This window comes from Peijinzhouia sedimentorum (genome assembly GCF_049340005.1).
Taxonomy (GTDB): Bacteria; Bacteroidota; Bacteroidia; order Cytophagales; family Cyclobacteriaceae; genus CAXBDP01.
Genome location: NZ_JBMPIY010000002.1, coordinates 96733 through 112407 on the forward strand (window position 1 = coordinate 96733; position 15675 = coordinate 112407).

Sequence of the window (15675 nt, forward strand, 5' to 3'; positions counted from 1 at the left end):
TTATACGACTAAAAAGATGAAAGAAATAAAAGCATTTATAAAACCAAAAAGAGTACAGGTAGTGGTAGAATCTCTGCGGGATGCAGGGTTTGAAAGTGTAACGCTATCAAAAGGAGAAGGTACGGGAGCTCATAAAGATCCTGATGCTTCTCCTTCCCTGGACTTTCATTTTACCGATAGCCCGATAGTAAAACTGGAGCTGGTTTGCCAAAATGAAGAAATGGACAAAGCCGTGCAATTAATATGCGGCAAAGCCCAAACGCCAGAACCTGGCGATGGGATCATTTACGTTTCGGAAATAGAGGATGCGTATAGAATCAAGACTGGAAAGTCCATCAAAAGATTTGACATGAAGTAGGAACATCATGGGGTCTCCAATTGAAGAAATGCAACATTTGGCCAGGACATGGGGCGGGCTTTGTCTATCGGACTTATATATCAATAGCAAGTCCAAACTGAGGTGGCAATGTAAAAATGGTCACCGTTTCCAGGCTACCGCTGATAGTGGATGCAGGGGAATTGGTGTAGGAAATGTAAGGAGGAATCAAATAAATATTAACCCAGCCATATATCTGCTTTGGAATTCACTTTAACACAAAGATGCCATGATCAAAGATCTCGAAAATAAACTCAAAGAAAAGGACATCCGACCAACAGCCATGCGGCTGTTGGTGCTGGAAGCCCTGACCAGTCAGGAGGCCGCCATCAGCCTTTCTGACCTGGAAAAGGCATTTGAAAAGTCAGACAGGGTGACACTATTCCGCACCCTGAAGACCTTTCAGGAAAACGGACTGGTACACAGTATAGATGACGGTACCGGAGCGCCCAAGTATGCCCTTTGCGAAGAAGGCTGTGAATGCAATATCGAACGGGACTTGCACGTACATTTCCATTGCCGGGTGTGTAGCGAAACCTTCTGTTTGCCCAAATACAAAATCCCGGAAATTAACCTGCCAACCGCATTCAAAGGCGAAGAAGCCAACCTAGTGGTAAAAGGTGTTTGCGGGAAATGTGCAGGATGAAAATTGCAATGACTGTGCATTGAGTTTACACGTATTTTCAGGTAAGACATTTAACGCTATGAACTTTAACACTGCCATGCCTAAGGGCCTCAAACCACATTATTGTCAGGAGCTCGTCCTGTATAAAGAAAAACTCGCCAAGGGTCACCTTCAGGAGGCCTGGCGACATCTGGAACGGGCACATGTTCTTGGGCAAGCCTATCCATACCAGCACTCGGAAGCGCATTGGCTTATGCTCCGGTTCGGCTTCATGATCAAGGATTGGGCAGAAATCCGGGGGCAGATTCTAAGGCTATTTGTAGGAGGAGTAAAATCCTTTGTAGGTAAAGTACCTGTAGGCAATACGGGAGGTGCCAATGTTCCGCCCCTTTTGCCCATGGAAATCCCAGAAGACCTGAAGGCAATAATAGATCAATTCAAAAAATAAATTGATACAAGACTATGACCACCTTACTCACCGGTACCATCATGCTCAGCCTCCTTCACGGGCTGATTCCCAGCCACTGGCTGCCGGTGCTGGCTCTGAAAGAAAGGTTTGGCTGGCAAGGAAGCAAGACGGTTCGCATTGCGGCTATGGCAGCTTTGGCTCATTCGCTAAGTACCTTTCTGCTGGGAGTATTTCTGGGCCTATTTAGCCTTTCACTGGCAGAAACGTTGAACAGTTATACCCGTTGGGTCATTCCTGCTTTGCTCATTGCCATTGGGTTTTATTTCATCATCCAACACCACAGGCACCATCATTTTCACTTCAATGAAAAGCAAAAACTGGACCAGGCCGGAGCAACACAAGTGGTAACCTTGCTGGTATTTATGATGTTTCTTTCGCCCTGCCTGGAAATTGAAGCCTACTTCCTGATGGCAGGGACTCATGGATGGCCGATGATCCTGACAGTGGGCTTGCTCTACACCATCGTTTCCGTGTTGGGGATCACCTTTTGGGTGTATCTCGCACAGAAAGGTCTGCACCGATTCAATTGGCACAGGTTGGAGCATAATACCGGGCTGGTTTCAGGCTGCATCCTCATTATCACAGGTATCATTTCCTTTTTCACACATTAAAAACTGACAAGCGTATGACTAATGCAAACAATATAGAAGACAAAGATTGCTGCAGCACCGAGCAACATCCGGACAAACCAAAAAAGCAGGATGAAAAAGCCTCCTCCACTTTCCTGCAAACCTGGGGAAGTGGTATTGTAAGCCTTGTCATGTTGCTTGCAGGAATAGCCGTTGACCAATGGGTACAGCCTGCATTTTTCCAGGGATGGATCCGCATAGGCTGGTATGTGCTTGCCTATTTGCCCGTGGGTTGGCCGGTATTGGTCAAAGGCTGGAAGTCCATCTTGAAAGGTGATGTGTTCACTGAGTTTTTCCTCATGGGCATAGCCACGCTGGGGGCTTTTGCCATAGGCGAATATCCCGAGGCGGTGGCGGTGATGCTTTTTTATGCTATCGGTGAGTTGTTTCAGGATGCAGCTGTGAACAGGGCCAAACGCAACATCAAAGCCCTGTTGGACATACGCCCGGATTCGGCCTCTGTGTATAGAAGCGGGCAAATGGTGTCCGTACACCCGGAAGAAGTACAAATTGGGGAAACCATACAGGTTAAACCCGGAGAAAAAGTACCGCTCGATGGGGAAATGATTAGTGAAAAAAGCAGCTTCAATACCTCCGCCCTGACGGGAGAAAGCAAACCGGCTACTTACAACAAAGGAGAAAAAGTACTGGCAGGAATGGTCAACCTGGATCGGCTGATCGAACTGAAAGTAAGCAAGCCATTCAACGAAAGTTCACTTGCCCGCATCCTGGAGCTGGTGCAGAACGCCACCGCCCGCAAGGCAAAAACCGAGCAGTTTATCCGTAAGTTTGCACGAGTTTACACACCCATCGTCACCTTTCTGGCAGTGGGATTGACCTTCCTGCCTTATTTCTTTGTAGAAAACTATGTGTTTGAAGACTGGCTTTACAGGGCTTTGATCTTCCTGGTGATCTCGTGTCCCTGTGCGCTGGTCATCTCAATACCGCTCGGCTATTTTGGAGGAATAGGCGCAGCTTCCCGCAAAGGGATACTGTTCAAAGGCTCCAACTTCCTTGACCTCATGACAAAAGTCAATACTGTGGTGATGGACAAAACCGGAACGCTTACCAAGGGAGTGTTTGAAGTTCAGAAAGCCGTGACCATGGAGGGTATCACTACAGATTGGCTTAGTCTGGCGGCAGCTATGGAAAGCAAATCCACCCATCCCATCGCAAAAGCCATTACAGAATATACTAAAAAGCAGGGAGGGAAAATTTCAGAACCCGAGCAACAGGAAGAAATAGCCGGGCACGGCCTGAAAGGAAAAGTAAATAGTAAGCATGTGCTCATTGGCAATCAAAAACTGATGGATAAGGAAGGGATCGTTACCTGTGCTGATGCTGCCGAGGAGGTCAATACCGTCATTCATGTAGCGGTTGACCAAAAATATGCCGGTTACCTGGTGATAGCCGATGAACTCAAAGAGGATGCTGCCCAGGCAATCAATGCATTACACAAATCAGGAGTTCGGGAACTGATCATGCTGTCAGGAGACAAGAATGCAGTGACTCAACAAGTCGCAAAATCACTCGGAATAGATAAAGCCTTTGGTGATCTGCTGCCAGAGCAAAAGGTGGAAAAGGTAGAAGAACTGAAAAAAGATACCAGCCGTGTCATCGCATTTGTAGGGGACGGTATCAACGATGCGCCCGTCCTTGCTCTGGCAGATGTGGGCATGGCAATGGGTGGTTTGGGTAGTGATGCCGCTATCGAGACAGCCGATGTGGTCATTCAGACCGACCAGCCCTCTAAAATTGCTACTGCTATTCAGTTAGGCAAACAGACCAAACGGATCGTATGGCAAAATATCAGCCTAGCTTTTGGGGTGAAGCTTATTGTGCTGGCACTTGGAGCCGGAGGCCTGGCCACAATGTGGGAAGCCGTCTTTGCTGATGTAGGTGTGGCATTATTGGCTATTTTAAATGCAGTAAGGATACAGCAAAATTAACTTAGAACATGCTATGGAATCAATAAACTCACTATTTAAATGCCTGAAAATTATAACCAACAATATGAAGATTTAGAGGACAAACTTAGAATGATCGATCTGGAGGAAGATAACCTCCTCAAAAAATCAGAGATGAGCTTTCAAATGGTCCTGATTGCCATTAACCAGTTAAGGGAGGGCTTGACTAAAAACCCATTAGATTCTCAAGCTAGCGAAATCCTGTTTTTCAAGGAGATCAAACCGAAATTCGTCAGTAAGCTCATCTACCATCTTAGTGTGTTCAACATTGAAACCAACAAGCCCAATGGAGGTATCAAAGTAAGACGCAAATACTATCAGAATGAACTGGACAAACTGAAACGATATTTTGATGACAATCTGGAATTTTACCGCTATTACCGTACTCACAGCAATTACCTGGATCACAAATATTTTGTAAGGGGCAAACAGGACATAAGGTTAACGCTTGATTCTTTCTTCTTTGAAACTGACCCGAACTTCTCAACTAGCCATGATTTTAAGGTTTCCAACATCCTGGCCAATGACCTGCTCAATGTCTATTTGGAAGATGAATTGAACAAACTGGATATGAGGGACTTAAGCAATGGAAGATCACAAGGTGAACCGAAGGGGAAACTAACATGGACAGATTCCAAAGTCTCTCTTATCGAACTGATGTATGCTCTTCAGGCTCGTGGAGTGTTCAACAATGGCACTGCGGATCTGAAAGAAGTTGCAGCATTTTTTGAAGACACCTTTGGTATCGAATTGGGGCAATATCATCGCACTTTCCTCGAAATTCGCATCCGCAAGACCGGACGTACCAAGTTTCTGGACTCCCTCCATGAAAGTATCATTCGTAGAATGGATGAAGCTGATGAAAAATAGGATAAAATCTTTCCGAACTTCGGATTAGCTTGTGAATAAAACCCACTAAACGGGAACATCTTCGCTGTTCAATAAACATTTGTTAAGATATGGCAGCAGAAGTAATTACCACAGACGACCTGCGTGAGTTCAAGATCGAGCTCCTGGAAGACCTCAAAAGATTACTCAAAGAACATTCCGGTCAGCCTACAAAGAAATGGCTAAAATCCTATGAGGTCCGCAAGCTTTTGGGCATTTCGCCCGGCACTTTACAGAACCTACGGGTAAACGGCACATTACCCTTTACCAAGATCGGAGGAGTAATCTATTACGACTATGCGGACATTCAGGCGATGCTCCAGTCCAACAAGTTTCAAAACCGCTTGAGGTAAAGCACATGGCCGGGCATGAACTACATCAAGCACCTTTCCGCAGTGTTCCAGCAGATGGATGCAGATACCAGGCTCACGCCCTACCATATCAGTTTGTATATGGCCTTGTTCAGGCGATGGAACCTTAACTTTTTCAAGAACCCCATTTCTGTATCCAGGGATGAGCTGATGAGGTTGTCAAAAATTGGTTCGGTAAATACTTATACCAAGTGCTTGAAGGAGTTGGATCGTTTCGGATTTATCCGATATGAACCTTCCTACAATCCGCACCGGGGCAGCCTCATTTACCTGTACAGTTTTGATAAGGGTAGTGATACAGGTGCTGATAATGGAAGTGAAATAGCTGTGAGACCTTTTACAAACAATACAAACCCTTTAAACAGTGAAAACGCAACAAACTTGGGTGAGCGAGCAAAAAAAATGGAGACTGGTTCAAATGATTTGGAAATGAAGAAAAAAGAAAAGTTGCGGCAAAAGAAAAAAGAAGTCTCAGGCTATGGTCCAGACATCCCTCCTTTGGAAGATCATGTCAAAATCTACTTTGATGAAAAAGGCTATCCGCCCGTGGAGGCCGAGAAGTTTTACAACTACTTCCAGAGCAATGGCTGGCTGGTAGGTGGCCGCTCCAAGATGAAGGACTGGAAAGCAGCCGCCCGCAACTGGATGCTGAACGCACAAAAATTCAATGCCTATGCAAAAGATCAGCGAAACTATCAGCCAGGTCCTAAACCCGGAAACCTCCACTCAGGAACCGGCAAGGACTATGGCGAGCCACTCTAAGTCTCACTCAGAGAGTGTTCGAAGCAACGTCATCCAATTCGACAAATGCCTTGAATTCCTGGAGAAAGCAGGCAAAGAATACATCAGTCCAAAATTCCAGATATGGAAGGAAGACCACTTGATTATATTCAAACTTTTGGTCTACTTTTATCAGGACAAACCCAATGCTGAAAAGCACGGCATTGACCTACACAAAGGCATTTTGCTAACCGGCCCGGTCGGTTGTGGCAAAACTTCCCTGATGACCCTTCTACGGTTTATGTTGGCTCCCAAAGAGCAATACATCATCAAATCCGCTCGTGATATCACCCTGGAATTCATCCAGGACGGCTATCCTGTTATCAACAAATACTCCAAAGCAGCCTTCCAGCAAACAAGCGGAGAGCTGATCCCTAAAGCCTATTGTTTTGATGACTTGGGCGTGGAATCCAACATCAAGTATTATGGAAACGAAACCAATGTAATGGCCGAGATTCTTTTGAGCCGCTATGATATGTTCATCAGCCGCCACATGCTCACGCATGCCACGACCAACCTTTCCGCCAGTGAGATAGAGAACTGTTATGGGAATAGGGTTAGATCAAGGATGAGGGAGATGATGAATGTAATAGCTTTTGAGAAGGAGGCCAAGGACAAAAGGATATGACGTGTCCCTTAGTGGTACATGTGCAGATTTTCATGTCCCGTTTTTAATGTTTTTGTCTCATGTCCCATCACGGTACATATAACTTGTTTCATGTCCCAATTTTTGTATTTTTGTCTCACGTAATTAATAGGAATGAAGAATATCGATCCATCGAAACCACTCAATGATTTGCCTCTTCTACCTCCTCCGGTGGAAAAAGTAGAGACTATCCAAATCCTCAAACAGGAAAGTAAAGCTGCTGTTGCCCTTGCAGAGCTGAAGGGATTGGCAAGGACCTTGCCCAACCAGGGTATTTTGATCAATGCCATTGTACTCAAAGAAGCACAGGCTAGCTCAGAGGTGGAGAACATCATTACCACGCATGACAAGCTCTATCAGGCTCTGGCAGCCAAGTCGATGACAATTGATCCTTCGACCAAGGAAGTCCTACGGTACAGGGAAGCCCTGCTCTATGGTTTTGAGGAGATTAAAAAGAAAGGCTTCCTAAACACCAATGGTATTGTCCGGATTCAATCCATATTGGAAGAGAATGAGGCCGGAATTAGACAACTACCTGGTACTTCCCTAAAAAACGATCTGACGGGTAAAACCATCTATACACCACCGGACGATAAAGAAACAATAGTCAGACTGATGAAAAATCTGGAAGACTTTATCAATGATGAACCCGATAGAATGTCTCCCCTGATCAGGATGGCCATACAACACTACCAGTTTGAGAGCATCCATCCATTCTATGATGGAAATGGCCGGACGGGCAGGATTATTAACGTGCTTTACCTCATCCTTCACAATCTGTTGGAAATACCCATGCTGTACCTCAGTGGCTACATTATAGGCCACAAAGGAGCTTACTACAAATTGCTACAAGAGGTGAGGACTAAAGACAATTGGGAAGGTTGGATATTGTTTATGCTTAAGGCCATTGAGGATACTGCGACAAAGGCCATTTCCCAGATCCATGGGATCAACAGCATCTTCAATGAGATTCAGGATAAGGTAAAAAATGAAGCCCCTAAAATCTACTCGAAAGACTTGATCGAACAATTGTTTGTTCACCCCTATACCAAAATAGAATATATCTCTAATGGGCTGGGCGTAGAAAGAAAAGCCGCTTCCAGGTACTTAAAGACTTTGGAATCCATTGGAATCCTAAAACTCGAACCTATCGGGAAAGAGAATATTTTCATCAACCAGCAATTGTACCAACTACTGAAGCAAAGTTAGACCATGGCCAAAGCTCGAAAATCCATACCCCAAAAAACGAAATCTCTTTTACAGCAAGAGATTAACTCCCAGTGCCCAATCTGTGATGATCAGAATGTAGATCATTTTGAAATTCATCATATTGACGAAATTCCCGAAAACAATTCCCCTGACAACCTTTTGATGCTTTGCCCGATTTGCCATTCCAAGATTACAAAAGGTGATATTAGTGAGGAGGAGGTCAAACAAATCAAGAACTATCTTATGATTAAAGCTAAAGGCAAATCCAGTGCAAAGTCATCAAATACCATCAACATCAAAGGCAATGTGTCCAACTCTACAGTGGCCAATTCGATCAGTGCACAGACCATTGTTTATAAATCCAGAAGCAAACCAAAGATGGAATTCGCTGATGGTGCCATAGGTAAAAAAGCGGAATTGAAAAACTATGTGAAGCATCTGATAGATCGATATAACGAATACAAGGAAGGCGATGTTGGTAAATCCAAAATGAACTATGCTGCCATTTGGGGCATCATCAAAAAGGAATTTAAAGCCAGTGCCTACCAAGTCCCAGAAGCCCAGTTTGAGGCTCTATGTTTGTTCCTCCAGCATCGCATCGACAAGACAAAGCAAGGCAGGATCAACAGAGGGAAAGGCTTTAAGAACTATTCAACATTTGATGAAATCTATGGTGGAGAGTAAGCAGAGCAATCTTGATTGGCTGAAAAAAAGATGCCCAATTCGTCCTAAAAAGTGGCATACTGAAAAGGTTCTCAGAATAAATGAAATTGAGAACTATAGGTTCTATTCTCGGAATTCAACAAAGACTTACAGAGGAATCATTAGTCCGCTAGATATAAAAGGTATTCAATACGCCTATGCTTATAACGATGAGAGTGATATTACCTGGATTGACTTATTGAACAATTTGAAAAGGTTTAAGGATATTCGTCATTCAAACATGACTCATGAAGAGTTGATCGAGCACGCCCAAAGTGATTACAACGAATCCAGAACAGTTTCAAAGTTTGGCTCTCTTTATTTTACTACCACCGGCCAGCACAGAATGACTTTGTGCAAATTTCTCGATTTGGAAAAAGTTACAGTCCAGATTAACGAGTATACCTTTGATCAAGAAAAATTTAATGCCTATCAGGCTAGAAAGAAATTTGTAAAACAGCTGTTAGATAGAGGTCTAATTTCTGAGGAATTATTAGAATCAGAAATAATGAGTTTTGAACACGGCATAAGCCTGAATATCCGAGGAGTTTTCATCATGATGGGAGACCAAATATTTGATGGGCTTATAAACCTTTACGATGGCCTTAGCACGAACAAAGTATTAATCACTTTTGAATCCTTGATTTATGGTAAGCCTTCTACTTTCAATAATGATGTCAGAAGCCAATCTGATTTACTTCAATTCAAGTACTTTTTAAGAAAGTGTAAAGCGGAATTACTGAGTGATGTCTAACATACATCATGATCTCCTTCAAAGAGAAGCGAATTAAGGTCAATCCCTTACCGAAGATAGTCTCTCCCCACACCCCTGTGCCTCCAGCCTGCTCATTCCGCTGCGCTGCACTCACAAGCTTCCAGCACCGCACAGCAAGAGTAGCCCGTTATTCCATTCCACTTCGCTCCATTCCATACCGTGCCACACTTGCTTTTCCCAACCCTGACCCCACGCAGGAAAAGCGGTGTTCGTCTTCCGCCCTCGGCATAGCATCATGCCAGGCCACCACAGCCCATTTTTTGAAAGGGTCTATTTTCTAAGGTCAAAAAATAAGCTGTGTTGCCTTACAGGTCTCCGCTAAAGCTCCGAGCCTGTCATGCTGCTTGCAACTCGGTTGTCATCCTCACGGCAGCCTACTCTGTCTTTTTTGCCGCTTCTCTTCGTTTCGTTGCGCTTGCCAGGCTTTGCAGGAATTGTTTAATTGAAAGCGGTCTGCTTCAGCTTGGCAGTGCTCACTGCACTTCGTTCAGCCGCAAAAAATCCACCGGCTGCCAGTGTTTTTGCTCGCCTGCGGGTCGCTGCGGGCTGCGGGACTGTCATGCTTTTTGCACCAACCCCGGTTCCCAACACACAGGTAATCGCTTATACCCGGCCAACGCTCAAAAGGCAAAAAATCACGCCAGCCCTTGTGTAGTTCCGTTCCATTCCGGGCTTTTGTGGAGGATCAAATTACAAAAGCCCTGCATTCCACTTCACACATAGCAAGCCCCCGCAGTTCGTACCTCACTGCTTTCCGGTCTAGCCCCCTTGCTCCACTCGCAGACGGCTCGCAAGCCTCCGTTCGTTCCTCTCTTCGGCTGGCTTGGCCGTTCGTCCATTACGCTGCGCTCCACAGCCTCCGTCCAGCCGTTTTGGTTTTCCTGCGTTCCCGCACTAAATTCAATTTCCACAGCTAACAATATTGATAATTTATGAATTGTAGAACCAGAAAAAGAAAGGAAGAACTCAACCGAAAATTTTATATTCAACCCGTTAACTACTTAAAACTTCTTAATGGTCAACACAAACAAGGCTGTTGTGGGGCATTGGATGACAAATACTACATCTTTTCGTATAGACCCAGGGGTGATTATGACACTCAATCGAAATACTTTTTTGTCGGTACTCATTGTGCCAACGAATTTCTAGATATTATCAAACACGACCCACTTCCTCTTTTTAATCCTTTAATACATGAGCAGGGGAATCACTCTCCAGGCAACAGTAATTCTTCCGGATCCAAGGACAAAGCATTAATACATCCCTTCAATCGGGAGCTACTTACCGCAATTAATATGCTTTGTATTTCATGGGATATTATTCCAGAGTCAGGACTCGAAAGCATCGTCAAATTCACCAATAAAAGGTCACCCGACCCTAATCTCAATGGTATTGAGTGGTTTAATGAAATAGTAGGGAAGGATAGACAAAGGCGTTCGTTAAGAATAATGATAGACCAGCTCAGGGAGAATAATGAATTAAAGGATTTAAGGTTTGATGAATTGAACAACTACTTGAATGAAAGAGATATTGTAAATAACATCAATTAGAGCGGGTTCAAAATAACCAAAACATAAAGCAAAGTTACAGGCATGCGGATGTGAGAGCTTGCAAGGGTCCGCTTCGCCTGTTTCAAAAAAAATCTCCACCCTTCAGGTAGTATTTTTTTTTCACAGCCCTTGCCGCAATCACACCGTTCCTGTGATGAAGGGCATTATGTTTAAGTTATTATTTAGAGTCCGTTGCGGCAGCCGGTGGTTGCTGGCGGGCGTTCGCACCTCAGGTCGTCCGTTCCATGCAGGCGTTCAGCATTGTGGTATCACAGATTATACGCTTCGCTTTCTATGGTTCGAGTTGTGCCTTTCAGAGCTTCCCTTTTAGGGGGGCTCTTTTTTTCTCTGGTGTCGGACAAAGAAGAACAAAAACAAAGAGTGCAGCTAAGTTAGGCGGGCCGCACTAGGCCAACCCTAATCAGGACCGTCAAGGTCAAGCCCTTCGGGTTTTTGAAAAAATCTCCTCCGCCAATTGGCGGAAGTATTTTTCCAAAAAACCTTGACTGCCCTGTCCATGCCCACCTGACCAAAGGCTTTCTCTTTTCTTTTTTTCCCTTTTTTCTTTTCTCTTTTGAAATGTGTGCGAAGCGCAGCGAGCAAAACTTTAAATGCTCATACTATGCACACTTTTCAGATCAAAACCTACAATGCAGGCTTCTCCAGTGCCCGGCCACATTTCTTCATTTTGTCCAAAGGGCTGAATGCGGGAAAGCCGCTCGATACCCCTTGTCCCAATTGCTTCGCCATCACCACAGAATCGGAAGAGGCACGGAACTTTTATTTCTGGCTCTCTTACGGTCTTTGGCAGGCACAGGCGTTCACGCCACACTTGACCGGTTCTGTTGTCCCATTCATCAGGATAGGTGATGCCAGAGCGGTATTGCTGGCAGGGCAGGAAAAGGCCTTGAAAGACCGTGGGAAGTACCTAAAGTCATTGGCACTCCTTCAGGACTTTGAGAAGAAAGCCAAGATTCTCCAAAAGCAGGTGGAGCTTGTGAAGCAGGTAAAAAGAGCAATTATGTTCCGGATCCTCCTGGAATGAAAAAAGACCCCACGAGGAGGCCTTTTAATTGAGAGGAACACAAACTTTCCCGACTTGCGGGAATCACATCCCCTTCGGAGGTGGATGTTTTCTTTTGAACCGTTGGAATAGCACCTTTAGCAGAATGGACACGGTAAAGCTCACTACCGCTCCAACAGCAGCTAATACACAGGTGTGGAGGATATCCCCGGAGCTGATATTCACCAGGACACTCAGCAACGTGCCTCCGGCAGTTCCTGCCTTCGTGCCTCCTCCACTTACCAGGTTAGCCATCTTTCCTGTCCGCTTTTGCACCATCCTCTACAGTCACCTGACTGACTGCAGTCAGTACCGTCCCACCTACGGTGAGATAGCCGCCCAGGGCAACTATTCCGGCCGGTAAACTGATTGGTGCTGCCAACAGAGCGCCACCAGCTGCCGCTAGTGCCAAACCCACGTTTCGGAGCACTTTGAAAAACTTGGGTGTTGGGGCTTTCGCCCTTTCTATGATCGTCATACGCTTTTTGCTTTTTGAATATTGAGAAATACATTTTCGCCTCTTTCCATGGCCTCAAACACAAGTGTTTTCAGCCTGGAATCGGCAGTTTTGGAATCCGTCCCTTTACCTGGACCGATGACCTTTGAAACCGGGGCTATACAGCCCTTCAGTTCCTTCAGGGCGTCATTGGCAGGGTGAAAAAGGATGCCGCTTCTATTGGGTACATTTTTCACCAGCAAATGCCAGCCCCGTTTATCGGTGTATCGCTTTACAAGCTCATACCTCCCTTCCGGGATGCTCGATACCATCCGCTGGTTTTCCCTCCAGGGAAGCTCGATGGTGGAGCAGACCAGCTGCTCACCATCACAGAGCTTTCCGTTGGTTCCCTCCGGATAATAGCTTCTTGTGAGAATCAATTCCATCCGAACCAAAATTAGGTTTGCTGAACTGCAGGAGCACCATCAATAGCCACCAACGCCAGGGCGTTGTAGGAGCCGTTTTTTAGTGGGTAGAAGCTACCGTTCACTTCCTGATAGAACTCCACACCAAAAACCAGCATTAGTGCCTTGGTACTGTTTGCAGGCAAACCATTGGACAGGTTCACCGCAGCTTCCGCCTGTGGCCCGATTTCAATCTCTCCACTTTCAGAAGCAACCAGGGTGAAGTCATCGGCCTCAAAATCAATCTCCACCGCAGCAGATACAAATTTCAGGTGCGTAGCACCTTGAGGCGCAGCAATGGTATTTTGGGGAACAAAGCCCGGCACATTGACTACAGCTTCACCAGTAGCTCTGTCAATACTTGCGTCAAATGGCGCATATATTGTAGCTCCCAGACGGCCATTTGCATTGAATTCAAAGCCCTGCAAAAGCTCCAGCTCACCATCGAGAACGTTCCGTTCTCCACGGGCACTGGTTGCATCCGCTTTGATCACCTTCACCATTTCTTTGGTCAGTCTGGAGGTCAACCGACTGTCAGAGGTACGCAGAAGTAGCGGCCTAAAGGCCGTTCTCAAAGTCCGTCCGGCTGCACCGGCACGGCCAAACTCAGCACCGTTTTCACGGGTACGCTGAAAAGCCGGATCATTCTGGATCCGGTCTTTGTCCACCCCACCCTTTTCCCGGGCCAGGTAGCCATCTTTCGTTTTGTAAAAGGACATGTCACCGACTTTGCCCTTCAACTTGATAATCCCAGCTTGTCTTGCCATATCATTTGAATTTTGATTTGTTGCTTCGTTGCAACTCTTCGAAAATCCGATAATTACGAAGGGCAGACAAAAAACAGGTTCCGGTTAGGAACATTGAATACCGTTTATTCCGAATGGTTCAAAATGAACTGCCAATGGCATTCCGTATATTTACAGTACACCAAAAGCATACATGAAGTATAGATAAAGTATGATCGAAACCAAACGAGCCTGTATTTATCCAAAAGACGTGCAGCGGATCACTGGCAAGAGTGAACGATACGGCAGGAAGCTCCTTAACAGGATTAGGGAGGAGCTTGCTAAAGAGTCACACCAGTTCGTGAGCGTAAACGAATTTTGCGAATTCACTGGCCTTGCACCGTCCATTGTAGAGCGCTACATCACCGATTGACCTTGCCAGATGAAGGCAGTCAAACGGCACTAAAATCTATCGCCAGTTACCAATAAAATTTAGCACTTTTTGCCACGATTTGAACCCAAAAAGCAGGCTTTTTTGTATATTTGTAAAGGTTTCGGAGTTCACCAAATGCACTCAAACCAGTTCGGATAAATTGAGAACTGAACGGTGAACCCGCTGAAATTACGTTTTGTAACTTACTGATACATAAAGATTTGCACGGGGTGGTTGTAATCCTGCCACCCCGACATTTAAAAGCCTTCTGTGAAAACGGAAGGCTTTTTTATTCATCAGACAAACCAATTATCAGTTTAATTACAATTCCTCAGGTTGATAAGCAATTTCAATTTATCTTCAATTTGAATGCTAAAATAACAACTTCACACATTCATAAAGCTCATGTTGATATTGCTTTATGGCACATTATCTAAAATCTTCATTTCAGTAAATTTCTAGTAAAAAGTGTTAAAAACGATTAGATAATAAGACACTTATGAAGAGGATAAAATTCCATCAGGTTTAATCCAAATTATGAATTAGAATAATTGGAAGCTGATAGGGCTATCGAGTTAGTGGCAGGTTGAGATAGCCATTTCACCTCATATCCATTAAAAATGCTTAGAAAATGAGAATGAATAAACCACCTAAAATATTTTGATTCTCTTAAAATAAATCTATATTTGGATAATGTTTCAAGAAAGAATAAACCCTATTTATTAGGGTTTATAGCGAACCAAAATATAATGGCTAGAAGCACATACATTTCCGAAAACCTGACTCAATATCAAATTAATCTGATGCTCCTCTTAGACGAGTATGAAATGGACATATTCACACTACAAGAGTTAAAAGAAGTCGCCTCAAACCAATTTGATAACATTAATGAACTGGTTGAAAACTTGGCGCACAAAAAAATCCTTTCCCGCATTGAACGAGGTAAATACTGCCGTTCAAGCTTTCGAGATGAAAAAGTGATCGGCACCCGATTAGTAGAGGACGGAGCTGTAGCCTATTGGTCAGCTTTAAACCTGCACGGGCTTACGGAGCAATTTCCCAATTCCGTATTCATCCAAACCGCCAAAGTAAAACCAGCAAAACAAGTTTTTGGTGTAAACTATCAGTTTGTAAAGATCGCTCCGACCAAAAGAACAGGCATTATAAAAGAAGGCTATGGCAACCACAGCTATGCGATTACCGATGTGGAGAAAACTATAGTGGATTGCTTTGACCTTCCCCAACATTCAGGTGGCTATGCCGAACTAATTCGAGCCTTTGATACAGCGAAGCTCTCTGCCGAAAAAATGATTCAATACTGCCGGGTTGTAAATAACCAGGCTAGCACAAAACGTATGGGCTACTTGGCAGAGATACTAGACAAAAAAGGCATGAAAACCTTTATCCGTTTTGCCAAAGGCCTCCTTACACAAACCTACAATCCTTTAGATCCATTGGGAAAAAACGAAGGAAAATACAATGGTGAATGGAAACTGAAATTGAATATTTCTGAAACAGAAATATTCGAAACTGTGAACCAAAATTGTTATAGTTTATAAGATGTAGA

Annotated in this window: 17 protein-coding genes and 1 pseudogene; 16 read left to right on the top strand and 2 right to left on the bottom strand. The window is 44.5% G+C overall.

The window, feature by feature from the left end:
• The first annotated feature begins 16 nt into the window (after nucleotides 1-16).
• The 15 genes and pseudogenes from ACOXY8_RS03445 (at nucleotide 17) to ACOXY8_RS03515 (ending at nucleotide 12032) form a co-directional block, all read left to right on the top strand.
• A complete protein-coding gene (locus ACOXY8_RS03445) occupies nucleotides 17-358 on the top strand; it encodes a P-II family nitrogen regulator (RefSeq protein ID WP_458330160.1) in 342 nt (113 codons plus the stop codon).
• Between the two features lie 247 nt (nucleotides 359-605).
• Nucleotides 606-1022, top strand: a complete 417-nt coding sequence (locus ACOXY8_RS03450) for a Fur family transcriptional regulator (RefSeq protein WP_458330161.1) — start codon at nucleotides 606-608, stop codon at nucleotides 1020-1022.
• 58 nt (nucleotides 1023-1080) lie between these two features.
• The gene (locus ACOXY8_RS03455; RefSeq protein ID WP_458330581.1) at nucleotides 1081-1449 is read left to right on the top strand and encodes a DUF3703 domain-containing protein; all 369 of its coding nucleotides are present in this window, start codon (nucleotides 1081-1083) and stop codon (nucleotides 1447-1449) included.
• A gap of 14 nt (nucleotides 1450-1463) precedes the next feature.
• Entirely contained in the window at nucleotides 1464-2081 is a 618-nt protein-coding gene (locus ACOXY8_RS03460; RefSeq protein WP_458330162.1) for a hypothetical protein, read from the top strand.
• A gap of 14 nt (nucleotides 2082-2095) precedes the next feature.
• Nucleotides 2096-4048 carry a heavy metal translocating P-type ATPase gene (locus ACOXY8_RS03465; RefSeq protein ID WP_458330163.1) on the top strand — a complete coding sequence of 651 codons (1953 nt, stop codon included), beginning with the start codon at nucleotides 2096-2098 and terminating at the stop codon, nucleotides 4046-4048.
• Nucleotides 4049-4087: 39 nt separating this feature from the next.
• Entirely contained in the window at nucleotides 4088-4936 is an 849-nt protein-coding gene (locus ACOXY8_RS03470) for an RteC domain-containing protein (RefSeq protein ID WP_084121510.1), read from the top strand.
• A gap of 89 nt (nucleotides 4937-5025) precedes the next feature.
• Nucleotides 5026-5307 (top strand): helix-turn-helix domain-containing protein, encoded by a 282-nt coding sequence (locus ACOXY8_RS03475; protein ID WP_084121509.1) that lies wholly within the window; start codon nucleotides 5026-5028, stop codon nucleotides 5305-5307.
• 15 nt (nucleotides 5308-5322) lie between these two features.
• The gene (locus ACOXY8_RS03480; protein ID WP_084121508.1) at nucleotides 5323-6087 is read left to right on the top strand and encodes a hypothetical protein; all 765 of its coding nucleotides are present in this window, start codon (nucleotides 5323-5325) and stop codon (nucleotides 6085-6087) included.
• Complete coding sequence (locus ACOXY8_RS03485; RefSeq protein ID WP_458330164.1) at nucleotides 6071-6733, top strand: ATPase; 663 nt, start codon at nucleotides 6071-6073, stop codon at nucleotides 6731-6733. Before ACOXY8_RS03480 ends, ACOXY8_RS03485 begins: the two co-directional genes overlap by 17 nt.
• A gap of 132 nt (nucleotides 6734-6865) precedes the next feature.
• The gene (locus tag ACOXY8_RS03490; protein WP_084121506.1) at nucleotides 6866-7960 is read left to right on the top strand and encodes a Fic family protein; all 1095 of its coding nucleotides are present in this window, start codon (nucleotides 6866-6868) and stop codon (nucleotides 7958-7960) included.
• Between the two features lie 3 nt (nucleotides 7961-7963).
• Nucleotides 7964-8146: pseudogene (locus ACOXY8_RS03495) on the top strand (HNH endonuclease signature motif containing protein); the annotation flags it as partial.
• Between the two features lie 57 nt (nucleotides 8147-8203).
• Entirely contained in the window at nucleotides 8204-8644 is a 441-nt protein-coding gene (locus ACOXY8_RS03500) for a hypothetical protein (RefSeq protein WP_458330588.1), read from the top strand.
• A complete protein-coding gene (locus ACOXY8_RS03505) occupies nucleotides 8631-9416 on the top strand; it encodes a hypothetical protein (RefSeq protein WP_130276927.1) in 786 nt (261 codons plus the stop codon). The genes ACOXY8_RS03500 and ACOXY8_RS03505 overlap by 14 nt, the downstream gene beginning before the upstream one ends.
• A 953-nt stretch (nucleotides 9417-10369) precedes the next feature.
• Nucleotides 10370-10987, top strand: a complete 618-nt coding sequence (locus tag ACOXY8_RS03510) for a hypothetical protein (protein ID WP_349530793.1) — start codon at nucleotides 10370-10372, stop codon at nucleotides 10985-10987.
• 622 nt (nucleotides 10988-11609) lie between these two features.
• Nucleotides 11610-12032 (top strand): DUF6943 family protein, encoded by a 423-nt coding sequence (locus ACOXY8_RS03515; protein WP_349530794.1) that lies wholly within the window; start codon nucleotides 11610-11612, stop codon nucleotides 12030-12032.
• Nucleotides 12033-12524: 492 nt separating this feature from the next.
• Here ACOXY8_RS03515 and ACOXY8_RS03520 read toward each other — a convergent pair whose 3' ends face one another.
• Both ACOXY8_RS03520 and ACOXY8_RS03525 read right to left on the bottom strand, forming a co-directional pair.
• Nucleotides 12525-12932: a DUF5675 family protein gene (locus ACOXY8_RS03520; protein ID WP_106566052.1), complete on the bottom strand. Its 408-nt coding sequence runs from the start codon at nucleotides 12930-12932 to the stop codon at nucleotides 12525-12527.
• An 11-nt stretch (nucleotides 12933-12943) separates the two neighbouring features.
• Nucleotides 12944-13717, bottom strand: a complete 774-nt coding sequence (locus ACOXY8_RS03525) for a hypothetical protein (RefSeq protein WP_106565249.1) — start codon at nucleotides 13715-13717, stop codon at nucleotides 12944-12946.
• A 1140-nt stretch (nucleotides 13718-14857) separates the two neighbouring features.
• Between ACOXY8_RS03525 and ACOXY8_RS03530 the strand changes: the two genes are divergently transcribed.
• Nucleotides 14858-15667, top strand: coding sequence for a type IV toxin-antitoxin system AbiEi family antitoxin domain-containing protein (locus tag ACOXY8_RS03530; protein ID WP_458330165.1), 810 nt, complete (start codon nucleotides 14858-14860; stop codon nucleotides 15665-15667).
• The last annotated feature ends 8 nt before the right edge of the window (nucleotides 15668-15675 follow it).

What these genes read in the sequence shown, in the direction of transcription:
- ACOXY8_RS03445 (WP_458330160.1), top strand. Translation starts at nt 17, where the DNA reads ATGAAAGAAATAAAAGCATTTATAAAACCAAAAAGAGTACAGGTAGTG.
- ACOXY8_RS03450 (WP_458330161.1), top strand. Translation starts at nt 606, where the DNA reads ATGATCAAAGATCTCGAAAATAAACTCAAAGAAAAGGACATCCGACCA.
- ACOXY8_RS03455 (WP_458330581.1), top strand. Translation starts at nt 1,081, where the DNA reads ATGAACTTTAACACTGCCATGCCTAAGGGCCTCAAACCACATTATTGT.
- ACOXY8_RS03460 (WP_458330162.1), top strand. Translation starts at nt 1,464, where the DNA reads ATGACCACCTTACTCACCGGTACCATCATGCTCAGCCTCCTTCACGGG.
- ACOXY8_RS03465 (WP_458330163.1), top strand. Translation starts at nt 2,096, where the DNA reads ATGACTAATGCAAACAATATAGAAGACAAAGATTGCTGCAGCACCGAG.
- ACOXY8_RS03470 (WP_084121510.1), top strand. Translation starts at nt 4,088, where the DNA reads ATGCCTGAAAATTATAACCAACAATATGAAGATTTAGAGGACAAACTT.
- ACOXY8_RS03475 (WP_084121509.1), top strand. Translation starts at nt 5,026, where the DNA reads ATGGCAGCAGAAGTAATTACCACAGACGACCTGCGTGAGTTCAAGATC.
- ACOXY8_RS03480 (WP_084121508.1), top strand. Translation starts at nt 5,323, where the DNA reads ATGAACTACATCAAGCACCTTTCCGCAGTGTTCCAGCAGATGGATGCA.
- ACOXY8_RS03485 (WP_458330164.1), top strand. Translation starts at nt 6,071, where the DNA reads ATGGCGAGCCACTCTAAGTCTCACTCAGAGAGTGTTCGAAGCAACGTC.
- ACOXY8_RS03490 (WP_084121506.1), top strand. Translation starts at nt 6,866, where the DNA reads ATGAAGAATATCGATCCATCGAAACCACTCAATGATTTGCCTCTTCTA.
- ACOXY8_RS03500 (WP_458330588.1), top strand. Translation starts at nt 8,204, where the DNA reads ATGATTAAAGCTAAAGGCAAATCCAGTGCAAAGTCATCAAATACCATC.
- ACOXY8_RS03505 (WP_130276927.1), top strand. Translation starts at nt 8,631, where the DNA reads ATGGTGGAGAGTAAGCAGAGCAATCTTGATTGGCTGAAAAAAAGATGC.
- ACOXY8_RS03510 (WP_349530793.1), top strand. Translation starts at nt 10,370, where the DNA reads ATGAATTGTAGAACCAGAAAAAGAAAGGAAGAACTCAACCGAAAATTT.
- ACOXY8_RS03515 (WP_349530794.1), top strand. Translation starts at nt 11,610, where the DNA reads ATGCACACTTTTCAGATCAAAACCTACAATGCAGGCTTCTCCAGTGCC.
- ACOXY8_RS03520 (WP_106566052.1), bottom strand. Translation starts at nt 12,932, where the DNA reads ATGGAATTGATTCTCACAAGAAGCTATTATCCGGAGGGAACCAACGGA.
- ACOXY8_RS03525 (WP_106565249.1), bottom strand. Translation starts at nt 13,717, where the DNA reads ATGGCAAGACAAGCTGGGATTATCAAGTTGAAGGGCAAAGTCGGTGAC.
- ACOXY8_RS03530 (WP_458330165.1), top strand. Translation starts at nt 14,858, where the DNA reads ATGGCTAGAAGCACATACATTTCCGAAAACCTGACTCAATATCAAATT.